The following is a 17,487-nucleotide window of genomic DNA, read 5'->3' as shown; positions in this document are numbered from 1 at the left end:
ATGACCGACCGACCCGAATCCCCCAGCGCACGCGAGGTGCTCTGGCGTTTCGGCCCCATGGTCTACGCGCCCACGGTCCTGTTCGCGATCGGCGAGGGGGCGGTACTCCCCCTCATCCCGATCCTCGCCGGGAACCTCGGCGCCGATGTGGCGTTGTCCGCGCTCGTCGCCTCGATGCTCGTCGTGGGTCAGCTGATCGGCAACCTGCCCGCCGGTTGGGCGGTCGCTCGGGTGGGCGAACGGATCACGATGATCGGTGCGGGCACGCTGGCGCTCGTCGTGGCGCTGTCGGCGGCCCTTCTCCCCTCTCTCCCCGTCTTCGCCGCGGCGGTCTTCCTGATCGGGTTCTGTGCCGCCGCTTTCGGTCTCGCCCGTCACTCGTTCATGACGACGCGCGTGCCGGTCATGTTCCGTGCGCGAGCCCTCTCCCTGCTGGGCGGGACCTTCCGTCTCGGCATGTTCGCGGGACCGTTCATCGCGGCCGCCCTCATCGGCCTGTTCGGCGACGAGCGCGCGACGATCTGGTTCTTCGCCGTCTGCCTGGTCGCGCTGATCGTGCTCGTGACCTTCGGCCCGGACCCTGAGAAGCAGTTCGCCGCCGAACGCCCCGAGCGGAGCCACGAGTCGGAGGACTCCGGGGAGCCGGTGACCGGCTCGATCCCGGTGGCAGGGCGAGTCGGCGTCTTCCGGACGATGTGGCTGCACCGGCGGGTGTTGTCCCGCGTCGGGCTCGCCGCCGCCTGCCTCTCGGCCGTTCGCTCGGCGCGCCAGGTCGTCCTCCCGCTCTGGGGTGTGTCGATCGGTCTCGACGCGCAGACGATCGCCCTCGTCGTCGGCGTCTCGGGCGCGCTGGACTTCGCCCTGTTCTACGCGAGCGGCCAGGTCATGGATCGCTTCGGTCGACTGTGGGCGGCGCTCCCCGCGATGGTTCTCATGGGGAGCGGCTTCCTCGCGCTGTCGATCACGCACGACGGGTCGAGCGCGGAGATGTGGTTCGCCCTGTTCGCGGCGGTCCTCGGCGTGGGCAACGGTCTGTCGAGCGGCATCCTCCTCACGATCGGTGCCGACCTGGCCCCCAAGGACGACCCTGCCCCATTCCTCGGCTCGTGGCGCACATTGACGGATGCCGGTGGTGCCACCACCCCGCTGATCGTCACGGGGATCACCGCAATCTCGTCGCTGTCGTTCGCGGCGGGAGCTGTCGGGATCATCGGCCTGCTCGGCGCTGTCGCGTTCGTGCGGTGGCTCCCACGATTCGTGCCGCACGTGCGCGACTGAGGGCGCCGACGATCCCGTTTCGGGTCCTGCTCGCCCGGTTCAGTCGAGCGCCGTCCGGCTGGTCGCCGTCGCATCCAGCGGAACACCGTCGGGTACGAAGAGCGTCGAGATCGGCGGACGCCAGAGCGATGTCACCACGACGCGAGCAGAGACACCGTCGGGCGTCGTGGCTGACACGAGGTTCACGTCCTGTCCGGCGGCGACGATGGCGGCGGCTTGCTCTCGGACTCCCGCGTCGGTGAGTTCGGCACGTGGCTCGCCGTCGACCACCTCGAGGGTGAAGCCGTCGGCGCCGGCGAGGGCCGCGGCATCTGCTGCTGACTGCGTGCGCTTCTGCGCGAGGTACAGGCTCGTCGCGTCGACGGAGACCAACACCAAGACGAGTGCGAGCAGGGCGTACCCGATGGTGAGAAGGAGAACACTGCCCTCCTCGTCGTGAGCGATCATCCGTCCCTCCAGTACCGTGACACCTTCTGCACAGACGACGACTCGACGCCGACGCGTGCCGCCTCGTCGAGCCCGAGCACGGGCGGAACAAGGGGCAGTGGCACGGATGACGCGACCGTGACCCTGACGATCGCCCCCGCCGCGGGGCACGCCTTCGCCTGACCTACGCAGGAGACGTCGACGTCCAGCGACTCCTCGTCGATGTCGTACTCACGCACGAGCGAGTCGAGCACGGTGGCGGCGCGCGCGTCGGCATCCTCGACGCTCTCGGCGGATGCCACGGCTCGGGCGACGTGGCGCGAGGCGGATTCCACACCGAGGGCATGGGACTGGATGATCCCCAGCGTCACGATGAGGTAGACGATCGGGACGAGGAGAACGACACCGCCCACGATGAACTCGAGGGCAGCTGATCCGCGTTCGTCATCCATGAGCTGTTCAGTCGAAGCTCTCCGCCGGCGCATGGACCGTCACCTCCCATCCGTGTGGGACACCGAGGAGACCGATGAGCGGCAGGCGCGTGGTCACGGTCACGGAGACCGTGTCGTATCCGAGCGCGCGGGAGTCCGTCGCGGAGGCGCTCTCGACGAAGCCTCCACCGACGGCGCGTTCGACGAGTTCACGTGCACGCGTCGCACCGGCCACCGTGTCGACGTCGGCCAGCGCCGCGTAGTACGCACCCTCGACGGCGGCGTCGTGCACGACGTTGCGGACGTACACGGCGAGCCCCAACTGAAGCACCCCCAGGGTGAGCACCGTCAGTAGCACCCCGACGAGCACGAACTCGACCGGGGTCGATCCGCGCTCATCAGAAAGCAACCGACGCACGCCACGAACCTCAGAAGCTCGAAACCTGGTCGATCGCCTGCTGGAAAAGCTGAGACAGCGCGGGCCCGGCGAGGGCCCAGATGACGACGACGAGCCCCGCGGTCATGAGCGTGATGAGCACCCAGCCCGGAACGTCGCCGCGTTCCTCGTCGGGCAGGTCCGCGAGGACGGCACCCCAGGCGGTCCGGAGGCGTGCGAGTGAGGGACGGATCATTTTGTTCTCCTTTCGGTTCAGGTCAGCCCACCCCAAGTCGCAGCATCACGATCCCGGGGAAGACGGCGAAGAGGACGCTCATCGGCAGGAGCAGGAAGACGATCGGGAAGAGCATCGCGATCTCCTTCTTCCCCGCTTGCTCGATGAGCGATCGCTTGGCGTCCTCGCGGGCATCGCCCGCCTGCGCTTGGAGGACACCTGCAAGAGGTGCGCCGCGGTCGATCGCCGCGACGAGATGTTCGAGCGCACGCGAGAGCGGGGGGACGTCGAGCCGACGTCCGAGGTCGAGAAGCGCGTCCGAGAGATTCGATCCGGTCCCGCTGTCGAGGACGGCGCGGCGGATCTCTCCCGTGAGTTCCCCCGAGCCGATCTCCCCGACGCGGCGAAGCGCATCGCGGAGGCCCTCGCCTGCGGCGAGACACAGCGACAAGAACTCGAGCAGGGTGGGCAACTCCTCTTCGACACGGGCGCGCCGTCGTCGAGCAGCCGACGTCAGCCGAATGTCGACAAGGGCGGCCGCCGAGAGTCCCGCCACCGGAGGCAGCAGAGCGGCTCCCGGTGTCAGCCTGCCGGCGAGGGCGAGGCAGACCAAGACGATGCCGCCGATAAGCGCGCCCACCACGACCCACGTGAGTTGCCGCGCGCGGAAGGCCGTGGCGTCCTGCGTCCGTCCCGCCTGGCGGAGACGGTGTTCGAGCCGCGCAGCTCCCCCGAGCGAAGCGACCAGGCGATCGCGACGGGCACGCCAATCGCTCGGAACAGACGCGAGCGGCGTCAGCCCCTGCGGATCGGCGATGTCGCGGAGGTACGGCGCGATGCGACGCGAGAGCGTCGGGGCTGCGAGCCGCGGAATCCGCGTGGCGACGAGCACGAGACCAGTGGCGAGGGCGCCGCCAAGGACGATGGCCAGAGCGATCTCGGTGAGAGCACTCACGCGAACCACCGTCGCGGTTCCGGAAGACGACCGATGCCGACCATCAGTCGGAAGGCCACGACCGACACCGCGGCTCCGAGGAGGATGACCGCCACTCCCTCGGCGCTGCTGTATGCCGCGGCGCCCTCGGGTCGCAGGGCGAGGAGCCCGAGGATGACCCACGGCGCAACGACACCGAGCACCGCCGCGCCACGGATCCACGATTGGCGGGCCTCGATCTCGGCCCGGAGAGCAGCCTCCGCTCGCACGGACGCCGATAGTGCTCGAAGGACGCTCGTGAGCTCGGTGCCGCCCACCTGCCGCGCCATCCGAAGGGCTTCGAGGATGCGGTCCGCGACGGGATCCGAAAGGCGTGCCTTCAGACGCAGTGCGCTCGAGTCGAAGTGTCCCGAAGCGGAGACATCCGACGAGAAGGACGCGAAGGCCGGCCGCAACGAGGGTGGACCCACCTCCGCCAGAGCCGACACCGCGTCGGGGAGCGACATTCCCGAGCGGACTGAGGCGACGAGCAGATCGCAGACGTCCGGCCACAGTTGACGCCGACTCTTCTGCAGTCGACGGGCCCGCCCTCGAAGCCACCCGGCGGGCGCGAAGAACCCAGCGACGGCTGCGACCGCCGCGAACGCGGGGAGCGCCGTGACGAGCCAGATGGCGGCCCCCGCGAGAGCGGCGGCAGCGAGACTGACCGACGCGAGATGGGCCGTCGTCGCATGCCCGAACCCTGCGCTCTGCAGGAGTCGGGCAGCCGCCCCATCACCTCGAGCCGCTTCTCTGCGTGTGGGGCGCGGAGGCCACAGCCACGGCGCCAGAGTGAGCAGGATGCCGGCTGCCAATGCGACCCCGAGAACGGTGGTCATACCGTCTCCCCGCCGAACACCTGGCGGGCTTCCACCGCGCCATCGACCACGCGACCCGTCGGAGCGACGATCTGGACGACCGCGCGGCGACCAGAGGCATCCCGCCGACAGTGAACGACGAGACCGACGGAGGCGGCGATCGCCGGGAGAAGGAAGTCGCGGTCGATGTTGCGTCCTGCCAGCAACGGAAGCGATGCGAGCTTTCGCAGGGCGTCGGTCGCGGAGTTCGCGTGGATCGTCGCGGCGCCCGGCACCCCCGTATTGAGCGCGAGGAGGAGGTCGAGGGCTTCGGCATCGCGGACCTCGCCGACGACGAGGCGGTCGGGGCGCATGCGGAGCGCTTCTTTCACGAGTCGGCGAAGCGACACCTCACCGGTCCCCTCGAGACTCGGCTGACGGCCCTGGAGTGCGACCAAATCGGGCGCCTGCGCGTTGAGCTCGAAGGTCTCTTCCACGGTGACGACGCGGTGGTCCGCGGGGGCGGCAGCGATGAGCGCACCGAGCAGCGTGGTTTTGCCCGCGTGGGTCGCACCCGAGACGATGACGCTCGTGCCGTCTCTCATCGCCGTCCGAAGTATCCCGGCCGCCTCGGGGCGGACAGATCCAGCGGCGATGAGATCGTCGAGTGTGCGGAACCGGGTCAGGAACTTCCGGATGTTCACCGCCCAGTGGCGACGGGTGATGTCGGGGATGACGACGTGGAGTCGCGACCCGTCGGGCAGGGAGGCGTCGACGAACGGTTGGCTGAGGTCGACGCGACGCCCGGTGGCGTGCAGCATCCGCTCGACAAGGTCCCGCACGGCGGTGTCGCTGAGGACGATCGGAGCGCGCTCACTTCGCCCTTCTCGGGCGACGTAGACCCTGTCGGGCGCGTTGATCCAGATTTCCTCGACGTCGGGATCGTCCAAGAGCGCCTGCAGCGGGCCGTAGCCTGCCACAGTGGACAGGATGTCGCGGACGGATGCCGCTTCGTCCTCGATGACGTCGACTCCCCGCGCGAGGGCGAAGTCGTTGTGCCGACGCACCTCGGCGCGTGCAATGAAGGCGGCGCGGTCCGGGTCGCGGGCGGGGTCGACCTCCTCGGTCCGCAGGCGTTCGCGCACCCGCTCGGCAACCGCGCTCAGACCGCGGGTCGACGTGGCGGGGGACGCGAGGCTCATGGCCTGGGATCCTCTCAACCCCGGCGCCGCAGTGGCTGAAGTTATCCACACCCGATTCGGGGGCTAGCCCTCCCAGGTGTCTCTCACCGCTCGCCCTAGACTGAACCCACCAGCGGGAGTGGTGAAATCGGCAGACACGCAGGATTTAGGTTCCTGTGCCTTCGGGCGTGGGGGTTCAAGTCCCCCCTTCCGCACGAGGCACCGTCGTGCCTCACACCTTGCGCCCATTCCGTCGGCGGGTCCCCCGTCGCGATCTGAAGGACCTCTGTGCACCCCTTCGCTCTGATCCCCTGGCTGGATCCCGAGACCATCATCAACGCGGCCGGTCCCTGGGCGCTCGTCGTGGTCTGCTTCATCATCTTCGCCGAGACGGGTCTGCTCGTCGGCTTCCTCCTCCCGGGCGACACGCTCCTGATCATGGCGGGGCTGCTCTCCAACCCCGTCACGCACGCCCCCAACGGCGTCTTCGGCATCAACGTCTGGATCGTGGGGCTCCTCATCGGCCTCTCCGCCTTCCTCGGCGGCGAAGTCGGGTACCTGATCGGGCGGAAGGGCGGCCCAGCGGTCTTCGAACGCAAGGAATCCGGTCTCTTCAGCCGCAGCAACGTCGATCGCACCAACGCCTTCTTCGAGCGGTACGGCGGCGTGACGGTCATCCTCGCCCGCTTCGTCCCGATCGTCCGCACTTTCGCGCCGGTCGCCGCCGGCGTCGGCAAGATGGCGTGGCACAAGTACTCGCTCTACAACTTGATCGGGGCGATCATCTGGGGCTTCGGTCTCACCGTGATCGGATACCTCGTCAGCCTCATCCCCGGCGTCGGCGAGTTCGTCGCCTCGTACATCGACGTCATCCTCCTCGCGGCCGTCGCCGGCACCCTCGTCTTCATCGTGTGGCACTACTTCGCCGAGAAGCGCAAGGTCAAGCGCGAGATCGCAGCCGGCTCAGACGGCGTCGTCGACCCGAACGAAGCACAAGACCTCGTCCTCGAGCCTGAGGCGTTCGACGAGAAGCAGGACGGCCGTCATGGGGACGCGCCTCACCTCTGATCAGGACGCCTTCTTCTTCGCAGGTTCTTTCTTCGCAGGCTTCTTCTTCGCCGGCGCCGACTCCGTGTCGGCGTCGACGTCGTTCTTTGTCGGTCCCGAGCCCGACCGCGCCGCACGGCTCTTCTCGACGCTCGCACGGAGGGCCTCCATCAGGTCGATGACCTCGCCACCACCGGCATCCTCCTTCTCGCCGAAGGTCTCCGCGGTGTCGAACGCGTCGCCCTTCTCGAGCTTCGCGTCGATGAGGGTGCGGAGCTCCTGCTGGTACTCGTCGGCGAACTCGGTGGGATCGAAATCGCTCGAGAAGCTGTCGACGAGGGATGCCGAGAGCTCCAGCTCCTTGCTCGAGATCTTCACCGGCTCATCGAGCACGGGGAACGTCGCTTCGCGCACCTCGTCGGCCCAGAGCAAGGTCTGGAGGACCAGGACGTCGCCGCGTACGCGGAGCGCTGCCAGGCGGGTCTTCTGGCGCAGTGCGAACCGGACGATCGCCGTCCGATCGGTCTGCTCGAGCGTCTGCCGGAGAAGCACATAGGCCTTGGGGCTCTTCGAGTCGGGCTCGAGGTAGTACGCCTTGTCGAGCGTCAAGAGGTCGATCTGCTCGGTCGGGACGAATTCGACGACCTCGATCTCACGACTGCGCTCACTCGGCAGCGCGGCGAAGTCGTCGGACGTCAGAACCACAGTCCGCTCGCCGTCGTCGTAAGCCTTGTCGATGTCGGCGTACGGGACGACCTCGCCGTCGATCTCGCAGATGCGCTGATAGCGGATACGGCCGCCGTCGGCTGCGTGCACCTGGTGCAGCGACACATCGTGGTCCTCCGTGGCGGAGTAGACCTTGACGGGCACGTTCACGAGGCCGAAGGTCAATGCGCCTTTCCAGATCGCTCTCATGGCACCCAGTAGACACCCGTCGAAGCCGGATCCGACAGGGCTTGCGCACTACTCTGGGCCCATGCCAGCCGCGCCGCAGGAGGTCCGCATCGACGGGCGTCGTCTTCGGCTGACGAACCTCGACAAGGTCATGTATCCCGCGACGGGGACGACCAAAGGCGAGGTCATCGACTATCTGACCCGCATCGCCCCGGCGATGCTGCCGCATCTCGACGGTCGCCCGGTCACCCGCATCCGCTGGCCCGACGGGACCGGCGAGGGATCGTTCTTCGCCAAGCACCTCGAGGCGGGGGCGCCGTCGTGGGTGGCGCGGCGTCCGATCGAGCATTCCACCGGCGCGAAGGACTACCCCCTCGTCGACGGGATCCCCGCGCTCGTCTACCTTGCGCAGGTCGCATCGATCGAGCTCCACGTGCCGCAGTGGCGGTTCGACCCCGACGGCGCGCGCGGCAACCCGGACAGACTCGTCCTCGATCTCGACCCCGGGCCTGGTGCCGGTCTCGCCGAATGCGCCGAGGTCGCCCGATGGGCTCGCGCGATCCTGACGGACCTGGGCATGGATCCGCTGCCGGTCACGAGCGGCAGCAAGGGCATCCACCTCTATGCCCCGCTGGATGGTTCACGCACGAGCGAGGAGATCAGCGCGTTCGCGAAAGAGCTCGCCCGCGCCCTCGAAGCCGACCACCCCGATCTGGTCGTCAGCCAGATGTCCAAAGCGGCCAGGCCCGACAAGGTCTTCCTCGACTGGAGTCAGAACAACGGCAAGAAGACGACGATCGCGCCGTACTCGCTGCGGGGGCGCGAGCGCCCGGCTGTCGCCGCGCCCCGGACGTGGGCCGAACTCGCCGATCCCGATCTCCGCCACCTGCTCTTCGACGAGGTGCTCGCCCGGGTGGCCGCCGACGGCGACCTCCTCGCCCCACTCGCCCCGACGGATGCCGGTCCGCTTCGCTCCTACATCGCCAAGCGATCGGCGGCGAAGACGCCTGAACCGGTGCCCGACTCCCCCGCCGGTGCGGCCTCCCCCGGCGCCTCCCGGTTCGTGATCCAGGAGCACCACGCACGGCGCCTTCACTACGACCTGCGCCTCGAACGCGACGGGGTGCTCGTCAGCTGGGCGGTGCCCCGCGGCATCCCCGAGTCGGCTTCGACAAACCACCTCGCCGTCATGACCGAGCCGCATCCGATGGAGTACCTCGACTTCGCCGGCGACATCCCTGCCGGAGAGTACGGCGCGGGTTCGATGTCGATCTGGGACACCGGGACGTTCGAGCTCGAGAAGTGGCGTGACGACGAGGTGATCTTCACCGCAACCGGACGCGGCGACGGTCCGCTCGGCTCGGTGCGACTCGCGCTCATCCGTACGAGCGGCCAGGGCGAGAATTCGCAGTGGCTGTTGCACCGGATGAAGACGGATGCCGCGACTCCGAAGACACCGCCTGCGCCGCCCTCGGCGCCTCGTCCCATGCTCGCGACGAACTCGACGCCGTCGCTCGCGCGGCTGGCGGCGGATCGCTGGGGCGGGTGGGTCGAGTTCAAATGGGACGGGGTTCGCGCCCTCGGCGTCTGGGACGGCGCACGTCTGCACCTGCGTGCCCGAAGCGGCACGGACATCACCGCGCGTTACCCCGAGCTGACCGCGGATCCGGGCCTCGGCTCCGCGCCCTGCGTGATCGACGGCGAGATCGTCGCGCTCGACGAGCGGAACCGCCCGAGCTTCCCGCTTCTCCAACATCGCATGCACCTCACGAAGCCCGCGGAGATCCAGCGCGAAGCGACGCGCATCCCGGTGCAATACCTGTTGTTCGACGTGCTCGAGGTCGATGGGACGGATGCCTCTTCACTTCCCCTCGCGCAGCGTCGGGAGCTTCTCGAACGGATCGCCGCCGACACGACCGACACGATCGTCCTCCCCCCTGTCGCGGACGACGTCGACGATGCCCTCGCGACAGCCGAGAAGCTGGGTCTGGAGGGCCTCGTCGTGAAGGATCCGTCCTCGCCCTATCGCCGCGGCGAACGCAGTGAGCAATGGCTGAAGGTGAAGCTCACCCTCATGCAGGAGGTCGTGATCGGCGGCATCCGTCCCGGCAAAGGCGGCCGGAGCGGTGCGATCGGCTCCCTTCTCATGGGCGTCCCGACGGACAACGGGCTGCACTACGTCGGCCGCGTCGGCTCCGGCTTCAGCGACGCGACGTTGGCGCGATTGGATGCCGCACTCACCCCCCTCCGCACCGAGGAGAACCCGTTCGTCGACGTCGGCCGGGCCGAGGCATCCGATGCGCTCTGGGTGAAGCCGGAGCTGGTGGGAGAGGTCGAATACGCGGAGGCAACGCCGAACGGGACCCTCCGACATGCGCGCTGGCGCGGGCTGAGGCCGGACAAGACGCCGTCGGAAGTGCGCCCGGGCGGCTGACCGCGTACTCAGTCGCGCCCCCCTCCCCTCTCCGGACGGTGCACGTCAGGCGTGCGCGTCGTGCTCCACGTGACCGGCCGGCTCGAGCTGGAACGTGGAGTGCTCGACATCGAAATGCCGCGCAAGGCAGGTCTGGAGCTGTGAGAGCAGACCACCCGCTTGGTCGTGCGCGAACAGTTCGGGCGCGACGACGACGTGGGCCGTGAAGACGGGAGCGCCGCGCGTGAGCTGCCACACATGGACGTCGTGCACGTCGACGACACCGTCCGTACCGAGGATGTGGTCGCGGATGTCCGCGACCTTCGTTCCCGCGGGCGCCCGCTCCCCCAGCACGGCGAACACTTCGCGGAGCAGTGTGATGGCGCGGGGGACGATCAGCACGGCGATGAGGAGCGAGGCGACGGCGTCGGCCGGCATCCATCCTGTGAGCCAGATGACGGCCGCCGCGACGAGGACGACGGCGGATCCGATCAGGTCGCCGAGCACTTCGAGGTACGCACCGCGGACGTTGATGCTCGAGCGCTGCGCGGCGCTCAGGAGGTACATCGACACCCCGTTGGCAACGAGGCCGATGACGGCGACGACGAGCATCGGGAGTCCTTGTACCTCGGCCTCGCCGGGTGCGACGAGACGGCCCACCGCTTCGACGCCGATCCACACGCACAGCGCGATCAGGATCACCGCGTTCAGAAGCGCACCGAGCACCTCGGCGCGCTGATACCCGTACGTGTGGCGTTCGTCGGCCGGCCGCGCCGCGACCGACGCCGCGATCAGGGCGATGATGAGCCCCGAGCTGTCGGTGAGCATGTGCCCGGCGTCAGCCAGCAGCGCCAGCGATCCCGTCAGGACAGCGCCGATCACCTGCACCACGAGCACCGTCGCCGTGATCCCGAGCGAGATGGCCAGGAGGCGGCGCGGGTGACCGGAACGGATGCCGGCGGGCGCGTGGTCGTGCATGATTCGAGGCTACGGTGAGCCGAGGGCCGGACCGGCCCGATCGGAGAACTCGGGAATGAGTCCGATTCTCAGCTTCGCGGCGTTCCGAGCGCAGCGAGCAGCGGGCCGAGCGATTCGAAGGCCCGCGCCCGGTGCGACGTCGCGTTCTTCTCCGCCGACGACAGCTCGGCGGCCGTTCGACCGTCCGCATCATCGGGGAGGAAGACGGGATCGTACCCGAACCCGCCCGAACCGGCGGGCGCCGTCGCGAGCCGACCGGGCCAGATGCCCTCGACGACGTGCTCGTCGCCGCCGGGGGTGACGAGCGCGATCGTCGAGATGAACTGGGCGGCACGGTGCGGGTCGGCGATGTCCGCGAGCTGGTCGAGGAGCAGCTCGTAATTCGCGACGCCGTCCTTCTTGTGCCCGGCCCAGTACGCCGAGAACACGCCCGGCGAGCCGCCGAGGACATCGACGCTGATGCCGGAGTCGTCGGCCATCGCCGGCAGCCCCGTGTGGAGCGCCGCGGCGCGAGCCTTGATGAGGGCGTTCTGGGCGAACGTCACGCCGTCCTCGACCGGCTCCGGACCGTCGTAGCCCACGACCTCGAGGTCGGGCCGAGCGGCGGCCACGATCACCCCGAACTCCTCGATCTTGTGCGCGTTGTGCGTTGCGAGGACGATGCGGCTCCGCGTCACGCGAGGTCCTCCGCCAGGGCGGCCAGCTGTGCGACGCGGAGGTCGTCGCAGCCGTTCACGCCCAGCTCGAGCAGCGCATCGAGTTCGCGCTTGTCGAACGGTGCCCCCTCGGCCGTACCCTGCACCTCGACGAACAGGCCGCGGCCGGTGACGACGACGTTCATGTCGGTCTCGGCGCGGACATCCTCGACGTACGCCAGGTCGAGCATGGGCTCGCCGTCGATGATGCCGACGGAGACCGCGGCGACGGAGTCGTGGAGCGCCTTCGCGTTCTTGCCGACGAAACCCTTCGCGCGACCCCACTCGATCGCATCCGCGAGCGCGACGTAGGCGCCCGTGATCGCGGCGGTGCGGGTCCCGCCGTCTGCCTGCAGCACGTCGCAGTCGATGACGATGGTGTTCTCGCCCAGCGCCTTCGTGTCGACGACGGCGCGGAGCGCCCTTCCGATCAGACGCGAGATCTCGTGAGTGCGGCCGCCGACCTTGCCCTTGATGGATTCGCGGTCGTTGCGGGAGTTGGTTGCTCGGGGCAGCATCGCGTATTCGGCCGTGACCCAGCCCTTGCCCTTGCCGGTCAGCCAGCGCGGGACACCGTTGGTGAAGGATGCCGTGCACAGCACCTTCGTGCCCCCGAAGGAGATCAGGGCGGATCCTTCCGCGTGAGCGCTCCAGCCGCGTTCGATGGTCACGGGGCGCAGCTGGTCGACGGCGCGGCCGTCGGCACGGGTGATCTCGGTCATGAGTTCTCCTTCGGTAGGTCGATCGCGCCGGTCTGGACGAGGCGGACGGCGCTGACGCCACGTCCCATCAGCCGGTCCGCGAGTCGGAGGAAGTCGTCGGCGGAGTCGCCGGTGGCCTCGTAGACGTGGGTGGGTGTGGCGTCGTGCCCCGCGAGCAGGTCGCGGGAGACGAGCTGGCGGTAGACGTCCTTCGCCGTCTCGGTGTCGCTCGAGACGAGCGACACGTCGGGGCCCATCACGTAGCTGATGGCGCCCTCGAGGAAGGGATAGTGCGTGCAGCCGAGGACGACCGTGTCGACCCCCGCGTGGCGCAGGGGCTCGAGATACTCCTCCGCGACCCGGAGCACGTCAGTGTTGTCGGTCACGCCCGCCTCGACGAAGTCGACGAACCGGGGGCAGGCCTGGGCGAAGACGCTGAGACGCTCGTTCACGCCGAGCATGTCCTGGTAGACGCCCGATCCGATCGTTCCCGCTGTGCCGATCACGCCGATTCGACCGTTGCGGGTCGTCGAGATGGCGGTGCGGACGGCAGGACCGATAACCTCGACGACAGGGACGTCGTACCGTTCCCGCGCGTCCCGAAGCAGTGCAGCGGAGGCCGTGTTGCAGGCGATGACGAGCATCTTCACGCCCTGGTCGACGAGCGTATCGAGGACTTCGAGGCCGTAGCGGCGGACGTCAGCGATCGGCTTCGGGCCGTATGGCGAGTGCGCGGTGTCACCGATGTACAGGATCGATTCCCTCGGCAGCAGTTGCGAAACGGCACGGGCGACGGTGAGGCCGCCGACTCCGGAGTCGAAGATCCCGATCGGCGCGTCCGTCACGATCGACCAGCCTAGTCTCGGTCGGAGGGTGATTCGTGCGTGGATAGAGTGACGACATGGGCATGTCCACGGCGCTGCTGACCGATCGTTACGAGCTCACGATGGTGGATGCCGCCCTGCGCGACGGCACCGCTGACCGACGCTGCGTGTTCGAACTCTTCGGCCGGCGCCTGCCCGGGGGTCGGCGCTTCGGAGTCGTCGCCGGCACCGGGCGGCTGTTGACGGAACTCGCCGACTTCCGATTCGACGAGGCGGAACTCGCCTTCCTCCGAGACAACGCGATCGTCAGTCCCGAGACGGTGACCTACCTCGAGAACTATCGCTTCACGGGCACGATCAGCGGCTACCGCGAGGGAGAGCTGTACTTCCCCGGCTCCCCGATCCTGACCGTCGAGGGTTCTTTCGCTGAAGCCGTCATCCTCGAGACCCTCGCGCTCAGCATCCTCAATCACGACTCCGCCGTCGCCACCGCGGCGGCCCGCATGAGCATCGCGGCCGGTGACCGCCCCCTGGCTGAGATGGGATCGCGGCGCGCGTCCGAACGCTCCGCAGTCGCTGCCGCCCGCGCCGCGTACATCGCCGGATTCTCGGCGACCAGCAACCTCGAGGCCGGCCGCTCGTGGGGCATCCCCACCATGGGAACCGCCGCCCACGCCTGGACCCTCCTCCACGATTCGGAGGAGGACGCCTTCCGCAGTCAGATCGCGGCCCTGGGAACCTCGACGACCCTCCTCGTCGACACCTACGACATCCGACAGGGCGTCGACACGGCCATCCGCGTGGCCGGAACGGACCTCGGCGGCGTCCGTATCGATTCCGGCGATCTTCCCACCGTCGCCGCCTCGGTGCGGCAGCAGCTCGATGAGCTCGGCGCGACGAAGACCAAGATCACCGTGACGAGCGATCTCGATGAATTCGCGATCGCGGCACTCGCGGCATCCCCCGTCGACGCCTACGGCGTGGGGACCTCGGTCGTCACCGGATCGGGGACGCCGACCGCGGGAATGGTCTACAAACTCGTCGCCCGCCAGGGCTCGGACGGCGGGTGGGTCTCCGTTGCGAAGGCGTCGACGTCCAAAGCGTCCGTGGGCGGCCGCAAGGCGGCCTTCCGACGGCGCTCCGATGGGGTTGCGACGGCAGAGGTCATCGCCATCGCCGACGGCTTCGAAGAGCTCGACCCCGCCTCGGCGCATCCAGACGCCCGTCCCCTGCAGACGGTGCTGGTCGAGGGCGGCCAAGCGGATGCCGCCTATCTCGGCGTCGACGGGGTGTCAGCTGCCCGGGCGCACCACATGCGCGTGCGCGAGGAGCTGCCCGTGATGGCCCTCGCACTCAGCCGCGCCGACCCGGCGCTCGAGACGCTTTACGAGGTCAGCGAGGCGTAGATCTCTTTGCAGGTCGGGCAGACGGGGAACTTCTCGGGGTCACGCCCCGGAGTCCACTTCTTGCCGCAGAGTGCCCGGACCGGCTTGCCGGTGATGGCGGACTCGAGGATCTTGTCCTTCTTGACGTAGTGCGAGAACCGCTCATGGTCGCCCGGCTCGACGGACTCCTCGCGGATGAGCTCCTCGAGCTCTCGGTCCAGTGTGGCGAGGCCGCCCTGATCAGGGCTGTCGATCGGCGTGCTCATTCCCCCGAGTGTACTGCGACCCGGGGTCGCGTGGTCGGGGGTCAGTGGGTTTCGGCGAACTCCATGATGCGTCCCGTGCGACGCTCGAAGAGCATCCCGCCGATGGCGACACCGAGCACGAGAACAGTCGCTCCCACACCGACCCCGGACCAGAACGCCGTCCATGCCGCATCCTCATCGCCGCTCAGAGCGAGCCATCCCCACCACAGCGCCGGCGCGGTCAACGCCAGGGCGCCGAACAGAACGGCCGCCTGTGCCATCGATCCGCCGGTGCGCTGCGGCTGCTCGAAGGGACCCTCGCCAGGTTGCGACACGGCGTAGGGCGCAGCGACAGACGAGATGGAGCTGAGCCCGAGGCCGGTCGCGAAGAGGGAGACGCACACCCCCACCAGGGCGGGCAGGATCGCCCAGCGTCCGTGCAACCAGATCGACCCCGTGATCGCGAGGGCGAGCAGCGGGACTCCGATGAGGACGATGGGCACGAGGCGTCCGATCCGGTCGGCGACACCGCGGACGCCCGCGGAGATGTGCAGCCAGACGCCGGTCGAGTCGTAGGCCAGGTCGTTGTGGACCAACCACCCGAGAAAAAGCGCGAGGATCGGCGGCGGGATGAGCGCCACGGTCGGCAGAGGCACCCCGACCACCAGGAGGGGCGTCACGATGAGGACCGAGGCGATGGGGACGACGATCACGTTCGCGAGGTGACGGGGATCGGAGAACCAGTAGACGATGCTTCGCGCGGCGACCGCGCCGCCGGGCACGCCGGGCATGACCGCGAACCATCCGAGACCGCGACGCTCTCGGAGTGAGACGGACCGTTCGGTCGTGGCCATCGTCAGGTGGACGAGCAACCGCCAGAGGAGCGCGAGCGCGACGAGCGTGCCGACAGCGACGAGAAGCGAGAGGACGAGTCCTCCTCCGCTTCGAACCGCGATCGCGGAGGCCGCTCCGAACGGTGTGACGGCGAGGACCTGCGCTGCCTCCGTGAGTTGCGTTGGCAAGCCACCCGACCATTCGAGCGAGAAGGCGAACGCGGCGACGGGGATCACGACGACCCCGGCCGCGGTCACCATCAGGCCGGTCAGCTGCGGTGATCGCCGGTCACGAAGCGCCAACGCCGACACCGCCATCGCGCACCGCGCGGCGAGCACCGACGTCGCGACGAGGAGGAAAGCGCCGAGCACCGAAAGCCCGATCGGCGCGCCGTGGTCGGTCCACGAGGCGACGAGGGCGGCTGCGATGGCGATGACGACGACGCCTGGAACGCCGAGCGGCGAGGCGAGCGCCACCGCCCAGGCGACCCGGCGGGGCTCCGCTCCCGTGACGGCGAACCGGCGCGGGTCGAGCGGGTCGTCCGCACCCGAGAACAAAGGCACGAGGAAAAAGCCCGCGACGAGTATTGAACCCCCGACGACGGTGAGGGTCGCAGCATCCGCGTCGGGCACCCGATCGAGCCGGATCAGCGCGACGCAGACCGCCGCGACCCCGAGTGCGAGCACGGCGAACGCCGCGAGCCGCCGCAGGAGGACCAGGGGACGCGCATTCAATGCACCGACCAGCAGGGCGAGCCTCAGTCGGAGTACGTGTGCAACCACTCCAGGCCTTCCACATCGCTGAGACCACCGGTCAGCTGGACGAAACGCTCCGCCAGCGTGTGGTCGCCCTTCACTTCCTCGATCGTGCCCTGTGCGAGCACCTGGCCGGCGACGATGACGGCAACGCCGTCGCAGACGCGCTCGACGAGTTCCATCCCATGACTCGACAGCACGACGGTGCCACCGCGCGCCACGTACGCCGAGAGGATGTCGAGGATCACCTCGCTCGACACGGGATCCACCGCTTCGAACGGCTCGTCGAGGACAAGCAGGCGCGGCGCATGGATCATTGCGCCCGCGAGCATGATCTTCTTCGTCATACCCGCGGAGTAGTCCGAGACGGGGCGAGCGAGCGCTGCCATCAGGTCGAACGCGCGGCCGAGATCTTCCGTCCGTTCGGCGACGACGGCGGGACGGAGCCCCCGAAGGACGCCGTAATAGTGCAGGAGCTGACGACCGGTGAGGCGGTCGAAGGTGCGAAGACGATCGGGCAACACGCCCATGAGCGCCTTACCGGCGCGAGGATCGCGACGGAGGTCGACCCCGCCGACCTCGATCGTCCCGGCGTCAGGACGAAGAAGCCCGGCGATCATCGACAGGGTCGTCGTCTTTCCGGCCCCGTTCGGCCCGACGATGCCGTAAAAGGTTCCGGCGGGGATCTCGAGATGGACGGCATCCACCGCTCGGGTGCGACCGAACGACTTCGACACGTTCGACATCCGGAGAGCGGGGACAGGACCGGTCGGAGTCCTCTCGGGCTCGTCCAGCGTCAGAACGGCCGTCGCTGGCGCAACGGCGCCGAACTGTTCGTCCTCTTCCCGCGTCTCGTCGTCGCTCAGCAGTTCCGCGAACGGATCCTGCTCGTCAGCGTCGAGCTCTCGACTCCCTGTCCCGACGGCCGCGGACTCCGACTCAACGACGGACTCGGGCAGAGACTCGATAGCAGATTCGGGCTCGGGCTCGACAACCGGCTCGGGCTCGACAACCGGCTC

Annotated in this window: 19 protein-coding genes and 1 tRNA gene; 5 read left to right on the top strand and 15 right to left on the bottom strand. The window is 68.9% G+C overall.

Annotated elements, in window-relative coordinates; genetic code table 11:
* Window positions 1–1,278 carry an MFS transporter gene (locus MO1_RS02595; protein ID WP_036309350.1) on the top strand — a complete coding sequence of 426 codons (1,278 nt, stop codon included), beginning with the start codon at window positions 1–3 and terminating at the stop codon, window positions 1,276–1,278.
* Between the two features lie 39 nt (window positions 1,279–1,317).
* Here the strand turns inward: MO1_RS02595 and MO1_RS02590 are convergent, their stop codons facing one another.
* From MO1_RS02590 to MO1_RS02560, 7 genes are read right to left on the bottom strand one after another with little or no spacing between them, the layout of a single operon-like run.
* On the bottom strand, window positions 1,318–1,725 hold the full coding sequence (locus tag MO1_RS02590; RefSeq protein WP_036309351.1) for a pilus assembly protein TadG-related protein: 408 nt from the start codon (window positions 1,723–1,725) through the stop codon (window positions 1,318–1,320).
* Window positions 1,722–2,156 carry a TadE/TadG family type IV pilus assembly protein gene (locus tag MO1_RS02585; protein WP_255209208.1) on the bottom strand — a complete coding sequence of 145 codons (435 nt, stop codon included), beginning with the start codon at window positions 2,154–2,156 and terminating at the stop codon, window positions 1,722–1,724. The genes MO1_RS02590 and MO1_RS02585 overlap by 4 nt, the downstream gene beginning before the upstream one ends.
* A gap of 7 nt (window positions 2,157–2,163) precedes the next feature.
* Window positions 2,164–2,553, bottom strand: coding sequence for a TadE/TadG family type IV pilus assembly protein (locus MO1_RS02580; protein ID WP_036309354.1), 390 nt, complete (start codon window positions 2,551–2,553; stop codon window positions 2,164–2,166).
* A gap of 10 nt (window positions 2,554–2,563) precedes the next feature.
* The gene (locus tag MO1_RS02575; protein ID WP_036309356.1) at window positions 2,564–2,767 is read right to left on the bottom strand and encodes a hypothetical protein; all 204 of its coding nucleotides are present in this window, start codon (window positions 2,765–2,767) and stop codon (window positions 2,564–2,566) included.
* Between the two features lie 22 nt (window positions 2,768–2,789).
* Window positions 2,790–3,701 (bottom strand): type II secretion system F family protein, encoded by a 912-nt coding sequence (locus MO1_RS02570; protein WP_060915297.1) that lies wholly within the window; start codon window positions 3,699–3,701, stop codon window positions 2,790–2,792.
* The gene (locus tag MO1_RS02565; protein ID WP_060915155.1) at window positions 3,698–4,558 is read right to left on the bottom strand and encodes a type II secretion system F family protein; all 861 of its coding nucleotides are present in this window, start codon (window positions 4,556–4,558) and stop codon (window positions 3,698–3,700) included. The genes MO1_RS02570 and MO1_RS02565 overlap by 4 nt, the downstream gene beginning before the upstream one ends.
* Entirely contained in the window at window positions 4,555–5,718 is a 1,164-nt protein-coding gene (locus MO1_RS02560; protein ID WP_052009371.1) for a TadA family conjugal transfer-associated ATPase, read from the bottom strand. Before MO1_RS02560 ends, MO1_RS02565 begins: the two co-directional genes overlap by 4 nt.
* 112 nt (window positions 5,719–5,830) lie before the next feature.
* Between MO1_RS02560 and MO1_RS02555 the strand changes: the two genes are divergently transcribed.
* Together MO1_RS02555 and MO1_RS02550 are read left to right on the top strand one after the other, a co-directional pair.
* A tRNA-Leu gene (locus MO1_RS02555) sits at window positions 5,831–5,912 on the top strand.
* A gap of 73 nt (window positions 5,913–5,985) precedes the next feature.
* Complete coding sequence (locus MO1_RS02550; RefSeq protein WP_060915154.1) at window positions 5,986–6,765, top strand: DedA family protein; 780 nt, start codon at window positions 5,986–5,988, stop codon at window positions 6,763–6,765.
* Here MO1_RS02550 and ku read toward each other — a convergent pair whose 3' ends face one another.
* The gene (gene ku / locus MO1_RS02545) at window positions 6,766–7,659 is read right to left on the bottom strand and encodes a non-homologous end joining protein Ku (RefSeq protein ID WP_060915153.1); all 894 of its coding nucleotides are present in this window, start codon (window positions 7,657–7,659) and stop codon (window positions 6,766–6,768) included.
* Window positions 7,660–7,720: 61 nt separating this feature from the next.
* Here ku and MO1_RS02540 point away from each other — a divergent pair, with 61 nt between their 5' ends.
* Entirely contained in the window at window positions 7,721–10,072 is a 2,352-nt protein-coding gene (locus tag MO1_RS02540; protein WP_060915152.1) for an ATP-dependent DNA ligase, read from the top strand.
* Between the two features lie 45 nt (window positions 10,073–10,117).
* On the opposite strand, the gene MO1_RS02535 is transcribed toward MO1_RS02540, so the two are convergent.
* From MO1_RS02535 to murI, 4 genes are all read right to left on the bottom strand, one after another.
* Window positions 10,118–11,029, bottom strand: coding sequence for a cation diffusion facilitator family transporter (locus MO1_RS02535; protein ID WP_036309365.1), 912 nt, complete (start codon window positions 11,027–11,029; stop codon window positions 10,118–10,120).
* A gap of 68 nt (window positions 11,030–11,097) precedes the next feature.
* Window positions 11,098–11,706 (bottom strand): RdgB/HAM1 family non-canonical purine NTP pyrophosphatase, encoded by a 609-nt coding sequence (gene rdgB, locus MO1_RS02530; protein ID WP_036309367.1) that lies wholly within the window; start codon window positions 11,704–11,706, stop codon window positions 11,098–11,100.
* Complete coding sequence (gene rph / locus MO1_RS02525; protein WP_036309368.1) at window positions 11,703–12,446, bottom strand: ribonuclease PH; 744 nt, start codon at window positions 12,444–12,446, stop codon at window positions 11,703–11,705. Before rph ends, rdgB begins: the two co-directional genes overlap by 4 nt.
* On the bottom strand, window positions 12,443–13,270 hold the full coding sequence (gene murI, locus MO1_RS02520; RefSeq protein WP_060915151.1) for a glutamate racemase: 828 nt from the start codon (window positions 13,268–13,270) through the stop codon (window positions 12,443–12,445). The genes rph and murI overlap by 4 nt, the downstream gene beginning before the upstream one ends.
* Window positions 13,271–13,326: 56 nt before the next feature.
* Here murI and MO1_RS02515 point away from each other — a divergent pair, with 56 nt between their 5' ends.
* The gene (locus MO1_RS02515; protein WP_060915150.1) at window positions 13,327–14,655 is read left to right on the top strand and encodes a nicotinate phosphoribosyltransferase; all 1,329 of its coding nucleotides are present in this window, start codon (window positions 13,327–13,329) and stop codon (window positions 14,653–14,655) included.
* Here MO1_RS02515 and MO1_RS02510 read toward each other — a convergent pair.
* The 3 genes from MO1_RS02510 to MO1_RS02500 all read right to left on the bottom strand — a co-directional run.
* Entirely contained in the window at window positions 14,634–14,900 is a 267-nt protein-coding gene (locus tag MO1_RS02510) for a DUF3039 domain-containing protein (protein ID WP_060915149.1), read from the bottom strand. The two genes, MO1_RS02515 and MO1_RS02510, sit on opposite strands and share 22 nt — an antisense overlap.
* Before the next feature lie 41 nt (window positions 14,901–14,941).
* The gene (locus MO1_RS02505) at window positions 14,942–16,495 is read right to left on the bottom strand and encodes a hypothetical protein (protein ID WP_036309376.1); all 1,554 of its coding nucleotides are present in this window, start codon (window positions 16,493–16,495) and stop codon (window positions 14,942–14,944) included.
* On the bottom strand, window positions 16,471–17,487 hold a 1,017-nt coding region (locus MO1_RS02500; RefSeq protein ID WP_060915148.1), incomplete at its 5' end, for an ABC transporter ATP-binding protein. The genes MO1_RS02505 and MO1_RS02500, both read right to left, overlap by 25 nt.

This window comes from Microbacterium oleivorans NBRC 103075 (assembly GCF_001552475.1).
Lineage (GTDB): Bacteria > Actinomycetota > Actinomycetes > Actinomycetales > Microbacteriaceae > Microbacterium > Microbacterium oleivorans.
The sequence above is the reverse complement of the archived record's forward strand: the minus strand, read 5'-3'. Positions and strand labels throughout refer to the sequence as shown.